Origin of the sequence: Pedobacter psychroterrae (assembly GCF_004331695.1) — a bacterium.
GTDB lineage: Bacteria > Bacteroidota > Bacteroidia > Sphingobacteriales > Sphingobacteriaceae > Pedobacter > Pedobacter psychroterrae.
Genome location: NZ_SJSL01000001.1, coordinates 1,457,068 through 1,474,130 on the forward strand (window position 1 = coordinate 1,457,068; position 17,063 = coordinate 1,474,130).

Sequence of the window (17,063 nt, forward strand, 5' to 3'; positions counted from 1 at the left end):
CAATGAATACAGGCTTACAGCTATACAATACCTTAACACGAAAAAAAGAACCCTTTGAACCACTAAATGCGCCTCTGGTAGGTATGTATGTATGTGGCCCTACTGTTTACAACGATGTACACCTGGGAAATTGCCGTACGTTCATTTCTTTTGACCTAATCTTCAGGTACCTTAAATACAACGGGTTTAAAGTACGCTATGTGCGTAATATAACTGATGCCGGACACCTGGAGGGCGACCGTGACGAGGGGGATGATAAGTTTGCAAAGCGGGCCAAACTGGAGCAGCTGGAGCCAATGGAGATCGTGCAGAAGTATACGCTTGGCTTTCATGATGTGATGAGGATGTTCAATACCCTGCCCCCCAGCATTGAACCTACTGCAACCGGTCATATCAGTGAACAGATTGAGATGATCAAAGAGATCATCAGCAATGGCTATGCTTATGAAGCAGGTGGAACTGTGTATTTTGATGTAGAGAAGTATAGTAAAGAATACAATTATACCATCCTGACCAATAGAAACCTGGAAGATATGCTGGCCAATACGCGTGAACTGGGCGGACAGGATGATAAACGCGGAAGACTGGATTTTGCACTTTGGATCAAGGCAAAACCTGAAACCATTATGCGCTGGCCATCACCCTGGGGAGTTGGGTTTCCGGGCTGGCATATTGAATGTTCAGCTATGAGTGCCAAATACCTGGGTGAAGAATTTGATATTCACGGTGGTGGTATGGACCTTGCGGCTACACACCATACCAATGAGATAGCACAGTCTGAAGCATGCAGCCATAAGCAGCCTGCAAAATACTGGATGCATACCAATATGCTTACAGTAAACGGTGCCCGGATGTCTAAGTCTGCCGGCAACGGATTCCTGCCCGGTGAATTGTTCAGCGGCGATCATCCGCTACTGAAAAAAGGGTTTAGTCCGATGACCGTAAAGTTCTTTATGCTGCAGGCACATTACCGCAGTACGCTTGATTTTTCAAATGAAGCACTGGATGCTTCTGAAAAAGGGTTCAGAAGGCTGATGACTGCCATAGATCTATTGGATAAATTGTCTGCTTCCGAAAAAAGTGATTTTGAGATCGAACCAATTTATCTGAACTGCGTGAAGGCAATGAACGATGATTTTAACAGTCCGGTAGTGATAGCCGAGTTATTTGACGCCGTTAGAGTGATCAATACTGTCCATGATGGGAAGGGGGTAATCTCTGCACAGGAACTGGATATGCTAAAAAAATTGATGAATGATTTCGTATTTGAGATTTTTGGCCTGAAAGATGAGGAGACTTCCAATACTGACCTAAATGGGGTGCTTGATCTGGTAATAGATATCAGGAGAGGGGCAAAGGAAAATAAAGACTACGCTACTTCTGATAAGATCCGCCTTGGATTGCAAAGTATGGGCATACAGTTAAAGGATAGCAAAGAAGGTACGACCTGGAATAAAATATAACATTTACAACAACCTACAATGAGAAAATACATCTATACAATTATCGCTGCAAGCATCACCATGGGTGCATATGCCCAAAAATCTGACGGAAGTGCTAAATCACTGGTAAAGGCAGAGACTGAATTTGCAGAAACACTGGCGAAAAAAGGCACGAAGTCTGCATACAGCGATTTTGCTGCATCAGATGGACTTGTATTCAGACCCAATCCTGTAAATGCAAAAGACTATTACAGGGCACAGCCCGAAGCTAAAGACGTAAGCTGGACACCGGTATATGCAAGGGTATCGAGAAGTGGCGACTGGGGGTTTACCACGGGCCCTTTTAAAGTAGGCGAGGATGCATATGGTCAGTATTTTTCTGTCTGGAAAGCCGTAGACGGTAGATGGAAACTGGCGCTGGATCTGGGGGTTTCTCACAATAAACCGCTCAATAAAGCGGATGTCCAGATCATCGAGCCTAAAGATTCCTTCAAACCTATATTCTTAAATGATAAGGAAAGGGCTACAGGTGCCAATATCATTGCTACTACTGAAAAAACACTGGATGCCACTATCAAATCTTATGGTATATCTGCTTTTGCAGGTTTCATAAGTCCTGATGTAAGGATTTTATTTCCAGGTTATGAGCCCATTCTGGGTAAAGACAAAGCCATTGCTTTTTTCAATAGTATGATCAGCAAGGCAACTTTGAAAACCACTAAAGTGGATAAAGCAGAAGGTGGTGACCTGGCTTATACTTATGGTATTGCAGCCCTTGATTATAAAGCTGATCTGAGAGAAAGCTTTAATTATGTATTTGTCTACGAACGCCAGGCAGACCATAACTGGAACCTCATCGCTATGGTGTTTGCACCGGCAGAGCGCTAGATCAGCATGAGAAAAATCCTGCTGATCCTATCCTTAACATTATTCACTTTCCTGCAGGTTGCCGCACAGAAATTTGATCTGCAGGGCAATCGTGGGGCAAGGGGTATCATGCCCGAAAATACCATCCCGGGGATGCTGAGGGCACTGCAATTAGGAGTGACTACTTTGTCTATGAACGTGGCGATATCTAAGGATAAACAAGTAGTGTTGTCACAGGAACCTTATTTTAACCATGAATTCAGCACCACCCCTGATGGCAAGGCGATTACGTTTAAGGATCAGAAGAATTACAACATCTATAAAATGGATTATGCGGAGGTAAAGAAATTTGATGTGGGCAATAAGGTACACAGCAGGTTTCCTTACCAGGAAAAAATCGATGCTTACAAACCCTTGCTGGAAGAAACCATAGATGCTGTGGAGGCTTATGTGAAGAAGAATAAATTGCCAAAGCCCAACTATAGCATTGAGGTGAAGACTATTCCAAAGGGCGACAATGAGTTTCATCCTGAACCAGCAGAGTTTGTTGAACTGCTTATCGAAGTGGTAAACAAAAAGAAGATCGCTAACAGGTTCACCCTACAGTCTTTTGATGTACGTGTATTGCAATATGTGCATCAGGTGTATCCCAAAGCGAAAACGGGATTGCTGGTGGACGAAAAGATCGATTTTGAAGTGAATATAGCGGAACTAGGTTTTAAACCAACTGTTTATGGCCCATATGCGGTATTGGTAGGCAAGGGCCTGGTAGATCGCTGCCATGAGGCAGGAGTAAAGATCATACCCTGGACGGTAAATTCCGTTAAAGACATGAAATACCTGATAAATCTGGGAGTGGATGGAGTGGTTACGGACTATCCGAATATCTATAATAAAGCTTTAGAATAAGTTCCTGATCAGTTGTTCTACTGTCAGACCCTCTGCTTCCGCGCGGTAATTACGCACAATGCGATGACGCAGGATCGCCTCTGCAACAGCCTGCACGTCTTCAATGTCCGGGGAATACTTGCCACTAATGGCGGCATGGCATTTGGCCCCGATCACGAGAAACTGAGATGCCCTTGGGCCTGCTCCCCAGCTGATGTATTTATTAATCTCTTCAGTGGCCAGTGGGGTATTAGGACGCGTCTTGCTGGCTAACTTAACCGCATATTCCACCACATTATCTGCCACAGGGATATTCCGAACAAGTTTCTGAAAATACTGGATCTGTTTTGCATCGATCACTTTTTTAAGTTCCACGTCGCGATTGCTGGTGGTATTCTTAACGATTTCCAGTTCGTCCGCAAAACTAGGATAGCTCAGATAGATGTTGAACATAAATCTATCCAGTTGTGCTTCAGGTAATGGATAGGTGCCTTCCTGTTCTATTGGATTCTGTGTAGCTAGCACAAAGAAAGGATTGGGCAGCATGTGCCTTAATCCCGCTGCCGTTACCGCTTTTTCCTGCATTGCTTCCAAAAGTGCAGCCTGTGTTTTAGGAGGAGTTCTGTTGATCTCATCGGCAAGTACAATGTTGGAGAAGATCGGGCCATGGATAAACTTAAAATTCCTGTCCTCACCCAATATTTCCGCACCAATGATATCACTTGGCATTAAGTCGGGGGTAAACTGGATCCGGTTAAAGTTCAGGTCCATTACATTTGCTACAGTTTGAACCAGCAATGTTTTAGCAAGGCCTGGTACACCAACCAATAAGCAGTGGCCATTGCTAAAGATGGAAATAAGCACAGATTTGACTACATCTTCCTGACCTATTACAATTTTACCAATTTCTGCTTTAATCGTGTTGTATGCCTGGTGCAATGCATCCACTGCCTTGATGTCGTTCTCATACTGCATACTGCTTATTTTTTAGCAATGTTATTGCTGGACCATATCTTTAATTCATCGCAGCCTGCATACTCTTCGTCAATTTTGATGTAGATGTTTTCTCTTCTTTTCTCAAACCATTCGCTGATCGTGCGGTCAATTTTTTCCTGCTGTGCCTTTTCCTTAAACTTGGTGTAATCCTGTTCAAGATTTCCTTTATGTGGAGGAATCTTGGATTTTAGATACAGAATTTTATATCCTTCGCTACCATTGTTTGGATCAGAGAAAGCTACTGGTGGAGATATTGAGCCTACTTTCATGGTGTCTACCACAAGGAATACTTTAGGATCAAGTTTGTCTGCAGGAATAAACGTGGTTCTGGCAGTAACGTTGTCTGCATACAAAAGCATCCCACCGTTGTATTGAGATTCTTTATTGTCTGAGTATAATGATGCGGCAGCAGAGAAAGGTAATTTGTTTGAAGCCAGGTTTTTATAAACAGTGTCAGCACGCAGCTTAGTGCGTTCTAAACTTTCAGGTGTAGTTTTCGGACGAATAAGGATGTGACGGGCGTGTACCTGCTCTCCTCTGCGTTCAATAACTTGTAAAATATGATAGCCATGTTCTGATTCAAAAACAGGTGAAACTTCTCCTGGTTTAATTTTAAAAGCCATAGCGCTAAATTCTTTTACCATGCCCTTACGGTCAAAGAAGCCCAGATCTCCACCCTCAGGGGCAGAACCAGGATCTTCAGAATAAGATTTGGCTAAAAACCCGAAATCTTCACCACTTTTAACCCTCAGCCTGAGGGCATCAATTTTATCATAGAAACGCTGTTTTTCTACCTTGGTAAGTTTTGGATTAAATACAATCTCTCCTACTTCAAATTCGGTAGGTATATCGGGAAGACTGTCTTTTTTATAAGAATCAAAATAGCGCTTTACTTCCATAGGTGTAACGCTTATGTTTTCGGTAATCTTTTGCTGCATTTTGTTAGAGATCAGTTGCTCTTTGACATCAGGTCTGATCTCATCTTTATATTGCAGTACAGAACGGTTAAGGAACTGCTCCAGTCGCTCTTGTCCGCCGGCACGCTGTATTTGCGCGCGCATACGTCTGTCTACCTCTTCATCCACAGCTGATTCATCTACCATGATCGAATCAATCTCTGCCTGCTGTTTCAAAAGCTTTTGGGTAAGCATTTGCTGTAGTATATAGCATTTTACCTTTTGATCATCAGTATTTCCCGCATTTAAAAACTGAGCATATTGCTGGTTCAGTTCAGATAATAAAATGATGTTACTGCCCAATACTGCTACTACTTTATCTATGTTTTTTTTCGGTGGTTGTGCTTTGGTATTGAAAAACAAACAGATCAATGCACCTGCGACTGCTAAAAATTTCCTCATTATATGGTTGTTCAATTATATTCTATTTTGCAAACTTACTAATATCTATGCTATTGCCATGTAATTTATGGCTTAGTTAACTTTCTTATTTCTTCTTTATCAATCTTGACCGTGTAGCGGTTTCTTAATTCGCTAATCCATTCGGCCTCCAGTTTTTTCTCTTCCTCATCATTCTGTGCCTGTTTCCAGAGCTTCATTTCTGAAATGTTAAACATCAGAACTGCATCTTTATACTCATTAATGATCAAAGGGTATTCTGCATTTGTTTTTGATCTTCTTTTCTGCGCATGCAGGGCAGCTTCATAATTGGCTACTTCTCTCAGATATGCCGTATCCCTGTCCATCCCCAATTCTTTAGCATCAAGTACCTTAAGTTTAAAATCTATGTACAGGTTCAGGTAATCTTCCAGTTGCTGATAACTGGCATTGGAGTTACCAGAATGATTCTTCTTGTAAAACCAGATAAATTCCTTATTACTAATAGCATTACTATTTATAACGGCTACATTTTGCGCATAGGCACTACCCACAAAAAGAGACAGTATAATGATACAGTAAACTTTTCTCACAAAAGATTTATAGTGTAATTTTAAGGCATAAAAGTAATAAATAAAGGTGCTATAACGAGATATTTAACTAATTTTAACACAAAAATTATTTCCACTAAGCTATAAGTAAATGGTTAGCCAACTTTCAACTAACGGAGAAGCCCTGCGTTTATTTTTTACAGAAGATATTTATTTTGTGAATGAGGCTTTCATCAATGAGCCTGTCATGATTGAAGCTCCTGTTGCTAAGTCTTTTACTGAAGTGCCTGCGGAAGCGCTTATTGTTACCGAACCGCAAGTTGCTTTTAAGGCCGCTATTGTGGAAGAAAAGATTGAATTTAAATTCTTAGGAAAAAACAAGCGCCATATACTGATCCTTGTAAATGATGACCAGCATGATGTAAGTGATGAAACAGGAAGGGAATTATTGAGGAAAATAGTAAAATCAGTAAACCTGACTGCTGATGACTTTGCCCTACTCAATTATGCAAAATACAGCAATACGAGTTTTGCACTATTAAAGGAATATTTTAATAGTGGGGTGGTATTTGCTTTTGGTGTATCTCCCTCGGCCCTGGGCCTGGCTGTGCATCCTGAAAACACCATTATACATGAAGGCGTGGTAAAGCTTATTTTTTCTGCCGGACTGCCACAGCTGAATGAAGATGCAAATGGTAAAAAGGCGCTTTGGGGATGTCTTAAAAATCTGGGACTATGATCAGAGAACTGGTATTCGCTACCAATAATAAACATAAAACCGAAGAAGTTGAAAAGCTGCTATCTGGCAAATATAAGGTCTTGAGCCTAACTGATATTGGTTGCGATGTCGATATTCCGGAAACGGGAAATTCCTTTGCAGAAAATGCGTTGCTTAAAAGCAGCTATGTAGTCGCACATTACGGGATGGACTGCTTTGCTGATGACAGCGGACTGGAAATTGAAGCTTTAAATAATGAACCGGGTATTTTTTCTGCAAGATATTCCGGTAACAGGGATGATGCCGAAAATTTAAGGCTTGTGCTGAAGAAGATGGAGGGAATAAGCAACAGAAGAGCCAACTTCAAAACAGTGATTGCTTTGATCAAAGAAGGACAAGAACACCTGTTTGAGGGAGTTATATATGGCAATATAAGATTAGCACCTGCCGGTGAAAAGGGTTTTGGTTATGACCCCATATTTGAACCTGAAGGTTATGAAGTCACCTTTGCAGAGATGAGCATGGCCCAAAAGAACCTGATCAGTCACAGGGCATTGGCTATGAACAAGCTTATGGCTTTTTTAAAGGAAAAGGACTAAGTTTTTTTATCACCGAATCGGCCTTTTTAATTTCCTGTTTAACTTTCTCACGGTCAATTTTGCTGGTGTCAGCTAAATTATCGGGGATGGAATCTATTTCAATATTGTTGTTATTGAGTTGATCTTTTATCAGTCCCTTGGCTGCGCCAATAATGCTTTTGGCAGTACTGCCAGGCTTTTTGGGTGGGGCACTCTTCGCTGCTATGGCCTTCGCCGGTTCTTTTGCCTTGGATTTTCCATTGATCACCTCTTTTTTCGATAGCGGCCTTAATTCCGGCTTCCAGATAAATCCAGTCAACAGCACGTCTTCTTTCATTTCCTCCACTGGAATCCTAACCCCCTCCGGATTTTTGATGGTCAGGATATTGGTGATCTCTTTGTTTAGGAACTTCATTTTTATCCTGCTACTCACCGTTTGGTTCATTTCAGTGTAAACACTATCCTTGCCGCTTTTGGTATAATATACACTTTCAGCATTGCCATCTACAAACATAGTGCTCAGTTCGCCATCCTTAAAGAAAGCTGTGATCAGTTTTCCTTTCACCTGGTTAAATTTCGCTGAATCCGAGTATACATTTACCAAAAAGCCCTTTTGCAATACCTGGAGGGTATTTAGCTTTTTGTCCTTTAGCCTCAGGTAAATGGTGTCTCCGGTTTGTTGTGATCCCTGAGACCAAAGGATGGGGTCTCCATACCATCGTAATGTGGAGTCTGCACTAGTATAAAACAATGAATCTGCTATGGCCTGCATGTTTGCTTTATAGACCCTCACCTTATGAAAAGCTTTAATTGACCGCACTTTTATAGTATCTGCCGGTGTCAGGACAGAATCTTTTAAACTTGTCGCCTTGCTGATTACGCCCGACGCTTTCTTAGTCAGGCTGTCGGCCTTTTTCTTACCCAGGCTATCGGGGATCTTTGCAATGACACCTGTCTTTTTTGACAGGCTGTCGGCCATAGTGTTCAGCGAGTCCTTTACCGCAGTCTTTACCGAATCTTGAAGGACACTCTTGTTCAGCGAATCCTTCGCAGCAGTCATCAGAGATTCCTTTGCTGCATTTGTCAGAGAATCCTTTGTAGCAGTTTTCAAGGCTTTCTTAGCCGCTTTCAGGTCTTTCCTACTGACAGGAACTTTATCTTTTAAAAGGCTGTCTTTCCTAACACTATCCTTCAGCAGCTTGTTTGAGGCCGGTAAACCGTCCTTCTGTAAACTGTCTATTTGCAGACTGTCCGTCAGCGCAATGGGCTGTCTGACCAGTGAATCTGTAAGGGTACTGTCTTTAGAGATTTGACCAGGCGGTAATTTTTTGGAAGGTGGGGCATTTTTCCCAATGGGCTTGGCAGTTGCCGGCGGAGTGCTGCCTTTCTTTGCATTGATTGTTTTTATATCCACACGGCCTCCTTTTCCCACCTCTTCTTTTTTCTCATCATCTGCATCACCCAGTTCATTGTCCTTTTTCAGTATAGGGGATTCTATCAATGTTAGTGTTTTCTGCAATACCATCTGGGTTTCTAAGGTATCTGCCCCCATCCAGAGTGTATCGGGAATCAGCTTATTGTTTACCGTAATTGAGTCGTTGCTACCCATGCCCACATAGGCTTTGTTGGTCACCACCGCCCGTTCATCCTTCTTATAGTAAAATCCCTGCTGGCCATACAGCACTGTTTTGTCGCTGGTATCCCGGAAAATGATGTTCTTCACCGCCTTGCCATATCCAGCCTTTCCGTCGTAGTACAAACTATCTCCTTTCAGCGACTTGCTGTCAGTAGTATACAGGTTTTTCTTTCCAAAATAAGCGTATTCGGTCTTGGTATTATAAGCGCCGTTTTCGGTATATAAGTTGTCGTCCTTGCCTTTTATATTGGTGGGGCCATAAAAATAAGCCCAGTTGCTGCCTGTATTGTATCTCAGGGTGTCAGAAGTGATGGTTACTTTTGGTGATACCGCCACCGCATTGTACCTGAAATAGGCATCCTTAGTATTAGAAAAATAGTACCCGTTTTTACTGGTGATGGTAATGTCTTTGTTGACGATCCTACCCCCCTCTACATAGGTTCCGATCTTAGTTCCGGTGTTATAATCCAGGGTGTTGGTGGTCAGTGTCGACTTATTGTCGATCATCCTCACATTACTTGTCAAATGGGCAATCTTCGTGTTACCATCATAGGTCAGAAAATCTGAATAGATATTGATGGTGTCATTCTGATTGATGTGTACATTGCCATAGGCCTCAAAAACATTTCTGCTTTCAAAAAATATAGCACTGTCACAAGTCAGTATCGCATTTTCATGCTTGAAAATTGGTTTTTTAAGATGAGATGCAGTAGATCTGACGGCGCCTTCCGCAATTTGTACCGTACGTCCGACCTCAGCATGCTGTAAAATAATCTTGGTCTTCTGTTGCGCCAGCAAGCACAACGGAAACATAAATAAAATAAAGAAAAAGCGTATTTTCTGCACGTTACAAAGTTAGTTTTTATCTTTGAAAAATGTTACCCCTACCCGATTTTAAAGATTACATCATCCAAAACGCTCTTTTTACAGATCAGCACAAAATTCTTCTGACTGTAAGCGGCGGTAGGGATTCAGTTTTGATGGCCCATCTATTTAAACTCTCAGGATACGATTTTGGTATAGCGCACTGTAACTTTAATTTGAGGGCAGACGAATCGCAACGGGATGAAAGCTTTGTAAGGATGCTGGCCGCCACACTTGGCGTCCCTTTTCATGTAATACATTTCCAGACCAGGGCTTATGCCAGCGAGCACAATATCTCTACCCAGATGGCCGCAAGGGAACTGCGCTACACCTGGTTTGAACAGATCAGCATTGCACAGGGATATGACCTGATCGCTGTAGCACAGCATCAGGACGATGCCATAGAGACTGTCTTGCTCAATCTTACACGGGGTACAGGCATTGCTGGCCTGCACGGCATACTTCCCAAACGCGGGAAGCTGGTAAGACCAATGCTGTTTCTTTCACGCCAGCAAATAGACCAGTTGATTGAAGCGAATAATATTGATTATGTAGAGGATAGCTCAAATTTATCAGCCAATTATGCACGCAACAAGATCAGGCTCAAAGTTATCCCTCAGCTAAAAGAGATCAATCCTAATTTCGGTGAGACTTTTGAGCACAACATACAGCGGTTTGCGGATACAGAACTGGTACTTCAAAATGTGATAGCTACGTTAAAACAGGAGTTGTTTGTTGACAAACAAGGTGTGATACATTTGTCGATCGCTAAAGTAAAGGCCCTCAATCCCATTAGGTTATTGCTCTTTGAATTGCTCAGGCCATTTGGCTTTTCAGAACATACCGTGGGCGATCTAACATCAGCGCTGGACAAACAAAGCGGAACTTCCTTTTACAGCACCTCGCACCGAATAGTAATAGACCGGGAAGACCTGATCATTTCCAGTTTAAGCAATCAGGAGCAGCCCCTTGTGTTCATATACGATTTAGCTACTGTAGTGCCGCTTTTGAACCATCAGATCATGATCTCCTATGCGGATGTACCTTTTTTTGAAAGGTCGGCCAATAGAGCATTTATAGATGCAGATAAGCTGATCTTCCCTTTGGTGGTCAGGAGCCGTCAGGAAGGGGATAAGTTTATACCCCTGGGAATGAAAACCTTCAAAAAGCTGAGCAATTTTCTTATTGACGAAAAGATACCCCTTAGTGAAAAGGACCAGATTCCGCTGGTGCTGAACGGAAACGGAGAGATCGTATGGATAGCAGGATTGAGGCAAGACAACAGGTATAAGATAACCCGGGCAACAAAAAAAACTGCCATATTTGAACTGTTACCGTCCAGATAGAATATCTTACCAAAGATTTACACCTACATTATATTAGGGATATAGAAAACAAGTAACTTTATAAAAATTACACCAATGGCAAACCGTCACGCTTATTTTGAAAAACAATACATCGGCCGGGATTATATCCGTATCTGTATCAGGCTGGTAATGGCTGCGTTTTGCTTTGGCGCATATGTATATGAACGCGACAGAGACAATACACAGGACCTCTACCTGGTAGTTGGTTTTGGTATCATTGCGGTATCTATCGCCCTGCTGTTCCTGATTCAGTATAAAATCACTATTGAGAATAAAAAAATAGTAATAGATGGCCTGTGGAGTGCCAAGCGGGTAGAGATTGATTTAAATTCTATCAAGAAGGTAAGAAAGGACGTTTATAGCAATTATTTTTTTAACAATGCGGTGTACAACCTGCACCGAAAAGGAAGCATCCGTTTTTATTCGTCCGGTAAAGACGTTGTGGTACTTACAGATGTTGACGGATTTGAATATTACATCGGTACCCAAAGGCCAAATGAGATGTATCTTGTCATCCAGAATGAAATGAGAAGCTAAGCGAATTGAAATAATTGCAATTGTTTAACACAAACGTCAGTTTAAGTAGTGTACTTTGCATTGTTAAACAAAACATAATTAATGAAAATAGGTATTGTTTGTTACCCGACTTTTGGAGGTAGTGGTGTCGTTGCTACAGAATTAGGCAAGGCACTTGCTGATGAGGGGCATCAGGTACATTTTATCACATATAGCCAGCCGGCCAGACTGGATTTCTTCTCTGCCAATTTATTCTACCATGAAGTATCGGTAAGGGACTACCCGCTTTTTGATTATGCACCCTACGAGTCTGCACTTGCCAGTAAGCTGGTAGATGTAGTGCGCTTTGAGGGCCTGGATATCCTCCATGTACATTACGCCATCCCGCATGCTTCGGCAGCTTTTATGGCCAAACAGATCCTGGAAACTTATGGCATTAATATACCTTTTGTCACTACACTGCACGGCACAGATATCACTTTGGTGGGCAAAGACCCAACCTATAAGCCGGTTGTTACTTTCTCCATTAATAAGTCAGACGGTGTTACTACTGTTTCCCAAAGCTTAAAGGATGACACTGAAAAGCACTTTGATATTACCAATGAGATCAGGGTGATCCCTAATTTTATAGACTTCACAAGGTTCAGTTTAAAGCCTAAAGATCACTTCAAAAAGGCCATAGCGCCAAATAATGAACGGATCCTGATCCATACTTCCAATTTCAGGAAAGTAAAGCGTACCTCAGATGTGATCAAAATGTTTCAAAAGATCCAGGAAGTGATCCCTTCCAAGTTACTGATGGTGGGGGATGGCCCCGAACGGGCGTCTGATGAACAACTTTGCCGCAGCCTTGGAATATGTGATCACGTACGATTTTTAGGTAAGCAGGATGCGATAGAAGAAATCCTGTCTGTCTCAGACCTGTTCCTGATGCCTTCAGAATCTGAAAGCTTTGGATTGGCCGCACTCGAAGCTATGGCCTGTAAAGTTCCTGCAATCACTTCCAATGCAGGCGGCCTGCCAGAATTGAATATTGACGGCTTCTGCGGATATATGAGCAATGTAGGTGATGTAGATGATATGGCAGCCAAAGCCATTTCCATTCTTAAAGACGATGCGGTGCTTCAGCAGTATAAAGAAAATGCATTGATAAGGGCTAAAGATTTTGATCTAAAGAAAATTCTGCCAGATTATATTGCTTATTATAACGAAGTCATTGAAACTGCGAAGAAAAAACAATTGGTTGTTTAAACTAGCCATTTACGATATAAACAAAAGGCCTTTGGATTTTCCAAAGGCCTTTTGTTGTAGTGATTCTTAATTTATTTTGCTCTGCAGCATCTGAGTAGTAGCATGATTTAGTAAAAATTACTTGATAGGGGCAAATACCAGGCAAACAGGTGCGCCAACGGCAATCCTTTTGCCTGTATCTTTTAATGCACCGCTAGCGGCATTCCGTTCGAATACCACTACATCATTCGTATAATGGTGCGCCACTAATAAAAACTTTCCTGAAGGATCAATAACAAAATTTCTTGGGCCTTTGCCCATTGTGCTTACCTGACCGGTTTTGCTTAATAATCCACTTTTTGCAACAGAAAATATGGTGATGTTGTTTTCACTGCCCCTGTTGGTCGCATATAAAAACTTTCCATCCGGCGAAAGGTGGATATCGGCAGCGCCATTCTCCCCATTAAACCCATCAGCGGTTATTTTTGTATCCTGGATCTTTTTCAGTGATCCGTCCTTATAACTGAATACTGTAACACCACCGTCCATTTCATGCAGTAAATACGCAAACTTGCCATCCTTACTAAAAGTGAGGTGCCTTGGTCCGGCTCCCGGAGCAATGGCGACACTGTCATGCGGTGTAAGTACGTTTTTCTCCGCATCTGCATTGTATTTATAAATATATACCTTGTCTTTGCCGAGATCATTTATCAGCACAAATCTGTGATCTGGCGTAAATAAAGCCATATGCACATGCGGACTGTTTTGCCTGTTCGGATTAAAGCCGTTACCTGTATGCTGCACAGATTGTTTCAATGCACCCAGTGATCCATCAGCCTCAATACCATAAATGGAAGCATTGCCACCTGAATAATTGGCTGTAATTACATGTTTTTTATCTGCAATGATGTAACAAGGGTCTGCACCTGCAGACTGCTTATTTAAGAACTTAAGTTCGGCACTTGGAGCATCAAAACTAAATGCACTGGCCGCACTGCTTGCACCCGACTCATTTACACTGTAAATAAACTTGTTGTCTGCACTTACAGTAAGGTAACTAGGGTTTTGCACACCCTTAGTTACGCTTTTTTGCTTTGCATCGCCTGTTTTGGCATCAAAATCATACACGTAGATTCCTTCACTTTTACCTGTATTGGTATATGTTCCAATAATTAGCTGGTGTTTCTGTGCATAAGTTTGCATAGATAGCAGCACAACTGGTAAAAGCAGGTATCGTTTCATGTGTTATTTTATTAGGTGTTTGATTTGTATCAGTTCATGTTCTTCAAGGAAGCGCCATCTGCCGCGGGGAAGGTCCTTTTTGGTTAAATTACCGTAAACAACCCTGTCCAGTTTTACCACATCATAACCCAGATGTTCGAATATCCTGCGCACAATTCTGTTTTTACCACTATGAATCTGGATACCCACCTCACGCTTACTCGCTCCGGCAACGTAAGATACAGAATCTGGTTTAATAATCCCATCTTCCAGTTCCAGACCAAACTGAATTTTGTTCAGGTCTCCCTGGCTCAAACTTCTGCTCAGTTCTACATGATAGATCTTGGTAATTCCGTTTTTAGGATGGGATAATTTATCGGCAAGGTCGCCGTCATTGGTCATCAATAATAACCCGGTAGTATTTCTGTCCAATCTCCCAACCGGGTAAATCCTTTCCCTGCTTGCTTTTTCTACCAACTGCATTACCGTACGGCGTTCCTGGGGATCGTCTGTGGTAGTGATGTAATCTTTGGGTTTGTTCAGTAATACATATACGCGTTTTTCACGTTTCAGTAGTTCGCCATTGTACCTGATCTCATCTTTAAAAGGATCTACCTTATGGCCAAGTTCAGACACTACTTCTCCATTTACTGATACCACACCAGCGGCGATCAGTTCATCTGCCTTGCGGCGTGAACAGATTCCTGAATTGGCAATGTAGCGGTTTAAGCGGATCAGTCCGTCATCTTTGACAGGAGCGTTTTTCCTGTTTCGCATGGTAGGCGCATTTTCTATGCGTTCCCCGCGGTCCTGAAAATTGGGTTTACCTGATTCGTCTCTTTTTCTGAATGGTCTGCTATCGGTACTTCTTGAGCTCTGCGAACTTTTATCGTCAAACTTTCTGAAAGGCTGATCGCCTTTAGCCCCAAAATTATCTTTCTTTATATAACTGCGTGTTTTTTCGCCCGGAGGGGTTTCTCTTGAGCTACCTTCTTTGAAGGCCCTTGGTGCACGCGGTTTGTAGTCTTTGCTGTCACCGTCTCTGGATGTTCTGGGTTTAAAATCCCTGTCACCAGTGCTTCTTGGTTTATAGTCTCCATCGGCACTTCTGGGTGCTCTTGGTTTGAAGTCTCCTTCAGCAGCTCTGGCGCCTCTGGGTTTAAAATCTTTATTGTCTTTATCTGATCTGGGTCTGAAACTTTTGGAGTCTCCATCTCTGGCTCCTCTTGGTTTGAAGTCTTTTCTGTCGCCTTCTCTCGGTTTTGATTCTCTGCCTTCACTGCTTCTGGGTTTGAAATCCCTGCTTTCACCATCTCTTGGCGTTCTGGGCCTGAATTCTTTTTTCTCTCCCTCCCTAGGTTTGAAATCTCTGGATCCACCAAATTTATTGTCTTTTCCTTCTTTATCGTCAAACTTGCTTTTGCCCTTGTATGAACTGTCTGTTCCATTTGGTCTTCTGCCTGTTGTGCTTCGGTTTCCCGGTTTGGACTTGTCATCCCGACTGTTCCTGTTATTGTCTTTTGTCATGATACGCTATTAGCCGCAAATTATGCGGGTGGCAAAGTTAGTCAAAATTGCTTTAATCCACAATGTTATATGTGTTTACTAAAGGGTGGAGCGAAGTTGTTTTGTGGTACCTTAGGGTTGGCTCTAGATGCAGTCGCTATTGACAGGGTCTTTGCAGGGGGTATATATAGGGTTTAGTAAGTGTTGACAGGCTTTCGGCCGAACCAACGCCCTGGATACCCCCTGCAAAGACCCTGTCAATAGCGAGCGCAGGGCGAACACATGGTGAACCCAGCAGGTAGTAGCAGGCAATTTGAAAAGATCTAGGTCTGATTTTTCAAGGAACTGAATTTGCGTTTTTTTATCCCTGAAAACACTTAATATCAGGCATAGATAATCTTCCTTTAAGCTTCTTTAAACGTGGATTTTGAGACAAAGTTTCGTAATTACTTGATAATAAGGTTAGTAAATCGTACATTTGCAGCAGTTTATTATTGTTAACCAAAAAAAGGAGGAAAATGATAAAGAAACACATAATAACATGTACGGTAATAATTGCATTACTGGTTATGGCAAAAGTGTTTGCTTACCACATGCCCCAAGCAACTAAAAGTACTTCGAAAGAAGTACAAAAAACAAAGAATACCACCACCACTACCACCACAAAAGTAAAGGCGCCTACCTCACTGATGGCCCAGTTAAATTTCGCAGAAGAGACACTTCCATTGGGCGATGCCAAAGTGGAACGTAAAATGAAAAAAGTGCTCGCTGCTTACAATTATAGTCGGATACAAACCAACATGCTACACAGAAAAGCTGCAGAATGGTTCCCTATAATTGAACCTATTCTTGCCGCGTACGGCATTCCGGAGGATTTTAAATATGTCCCGCTGGTTGAATCAGGATTGAAGTCTGGCACTTCTCCTAAAGGTGCTGCAGGATTTTGGCAATTTATGCCGGGTACTGCACGCAGCTATGGCCTGAGAGTCAACTCAAATGTTGATGAACGTAAGAATTTACGTAAGTCGACCATTGCAGCAGCTAAGTATATCAAAGAACTTTATGGTATTTTTGATAGCTGGACACTGGTTGCCGCTGCATACAATGTGGGTGATACCCATATGAAGAAGCAGATCAACAGGCAAAATCAGGACAATTATTTTAAGATGAGGCTGAATAAAGAAACCGCGGGTTACGTATATAAGCTGATTTCAATGAAAGAAATTGTAGAAGATCCTGTAAGGTATGGTTTTAGGGCACCAAAAGAATTGCTTGCATACAATGCAAAGCCATTTAATGTGGACGCTACGGTAGAATAAAAAAAGACATTTACAATATAAGGCCGTTTC

The 17,063-nt window shown here is 42.1% G+C and carries 15 protein-coding genes; 9 read left to right on the forward strand and 6 right to left on the reverse strand.

What is annotated here, in order from left to right; translation table 11 throughout:
• The first annotated feature begins 2 nt into the window (after window positions 1-2).
• The 3 genes from cysS to EZ437_RS06400 are packed head-to-tail and all read left to right on the forward strand — an operon-like array spanning window position 3 to window position 3,218.
• Complete coding sequence (gene cysS, locus EZ437_RS06390; protein WP_131594337.1) at window positions 3-1,463, forward strand: cysteine--tRNA ligase; 1,461 nt, start codon at window positions 3-5, stop codon at window positions 1,461-1,463.
• 18 nt (window positions 1,464-1,481) lie between these two features.
• Complete coding sequence (locus tag EZ437_RS06395) at window positions 1,482-2,330, forward strand: DUF4440 domain-containing protein (protein ID WP_131594339.1); 849 nt, start codon at window positions 1,482-1,484, stop codon at window positions 2,328-2,330.
• Window positions 2,331-2,336: 6 nt separating this feature from the next.
• Window positions 2,337-3,218: a glycerophosphodiester phosphodiesterase family protein gene (locus EZ437_RS06400; protein WP_131594341.1), complete on the forward strand. Its 882-nt coding sequence runs from the start codon at window positions 2,337-2,339 to the stop codon at window positions 3,216-3,218.
• Here EZ437_RS06400 and EZ437_RS06405 read toward each other — a convergent pair.
• The 3 genes from EZ437_RS06405 to EZ437_RS06415 all read right to left on the reverse strand — a co-directional run bounded on the left by EZ437_RS06405 (window position 3,210) and on the right by EZ437_RS06415 (window position 6,120).
• Complete coding sequence (locus EZ437_RS06405) at window positions 3,210-4,172, reverse strand: AAA family ATPase (protein ID WP_131594343.1); 963 nt, start codon at window positions 4,170-4,172, stop codon at window positions 3,210-3,212. The genes EZ437_RS06400 and EZ437_RS06405 overlap by 9 nt on opposite strands.
• Window positions 4,173-4,177: 5 nt before the next feature.
• Window positions 4,178-5,551, reverse strand: a complete 1,374-nt coding sequence (locus EZ437_RS06410) for a peptidylprolyl isomerase (RefSeq protein WP_131594345.1) — start codon at window positions 5,549-5,551, stop codon at window positions 4,178-4,180.
• A 65-nt stretch (window positions 5,552-5,616) separates the two neighbouring features.
• Window positions 5,617-6,120, reverse strand: a complete 504-nt coding sequence (locus EZ437_RS06415; protein WP_131594347.1) for a hypothetical protein — start codon at window positions 6,118-6,120, stop codon at window positions 5,617-5,619.
• 109 nt (window positions 6,121-6,229) lie between these two features.
• On the opposite strand from EZ437_RS06415, the gene EZ437_RS06420 reads away from it, so the two are divergent.
• Both EZ437_RS06420 and rdgB read left to right on the forward strand, forming a co-directional pair.
• A complete protein-coding gene (locus tag EZ437_RS06420) occupies window positions 6,230-6,817 on the forward strand; it encodes a hypothetical protein (protein ID WP_131594349.1) in 588 nt (195 codons plus the stop codon).
• Complete coding sequence (gene rdgB, locus EZ437_RS06425) at window positions 6,817-7,395, forward strand: RdgB/HAM1 family non-canonical purine NTP pyrophosphatase (RefSeq protein WP_131595211.1); 579 nt, start codon at window positions 6,817-6,819, stop codon at window positions 7,393-7,395. Before EZ437_RS06420 ends, rdgB begins: the two co-directional genes overlap by 1 nt.
• On the opposite strand, the gene EZ437_RS06430 is transcribed toward rdgB, so the two are convergent.
• On the reverse strand, window positions 7,367-9,856 hold the full coding sequence (locus tag EZ437_RS06430; protein WP_131594351.1) for an OstA-like protein: 2,490 nt from the start codon (window positions 9,854-9,856) through the stop codon (window positions 7,367-7,369). The genes rdgB and EZ437_RS06430 overlap by 29 nt on opposite strands.
• A 29-nt stretch (window positions 9,857-9,885) precedes the next feature.
• On the opposite strand from EZ437_RS06430, the gene tilS reads away from it, so the two are divergent.
• From tilS to bshA, 3 genes are all read left to right on the forward strand, one after another.
• Complete coding sequence (tilS, locus tag EZ437_RS06435; protein ID WP_131594353.1) at window positions 9,886-11,220, forward strand: tRNA lysidine(34) synthetase TilS; 1,335 nt, start codon at window positions 9,886-9,888, stop codon at window positions 11,218-11,220.
• Window positions 11,221-11,295: 75 nt separating this feature from the next.
• Complete coding sequence (locus EZ437_RS06440; protein ID WP_131594355.1) at window positions 11,296-11,778, forward strand: hypothetical protein; 483 nt, start codon at window positions 11,296-11,298, stop codon at window positions 11,776-11,778.
• Between the two features lie 81 nt (window positions 11,779-11,859).
• Complete coding sequence (gene bshA / locus EZ437_RS06445; protein ID WP_131594357.1) at window positions 11,860-13,008, forward strand: N-acetyl-alpha-D-glucosaminyl L-malate synthase BshA; 1,149 nt, start codon at window positions 11,860-11,862, stop codon at window positions 13,006-13,008.
• Between the two features lie 117 nt (window positions 13,009-13,125).
• Here bshA and EZ437_RS06450 read toward each other — a convergent pair whose 3' ends face one another.
• Both EZ437_RS06450 and EZ437_RS06455 read right to left on the reverse strand, forming a co-directional pair.
• On the reverse strand, window positions 13,126-14,229 hold the full coding sequence (locus EZ437_RS06450; RefSeq protein ID WP_131594359.1) for a lactonase family protein: 1,104 nt from the start codon (window positions 14,227-14,229) through the stop codon (window positions 13,126-13,128).
• Window positions 14,230-14,232: 3 nt separating this feature from the next.
• Window positions 14,233-15,735, reverse strand: coding sequence for a pseudouridine synthase (locus EZ437_RS06455; RefSeq protein WP_131594361.1), 1,503 nt, complete (start codon window positions 15,733-15,735; stop codon window positions 14,233-14,235).
• 497 nt (window positions 15,736-16,232) lie between these two features.
• Between EZ437_RS06455 and EZ437_RS06460 the strand changes: the two genes are divergently transcribed.
• The gene (locus EZ437_RS06460; RefSeq protein ID WP_131594363.1) at window positions 16,233-17,033 is read left to right on the forward strand and encodes a lytic transglycosylase domain-containing protein; all 801 of its coding nucleotides are present in this window, start codon (window positions 16,233-16,235) and stop codon (window positions 17,031-17,033) included.
• Window positions 17,034-17,063 lie beyond the last annotated feature (30 nt).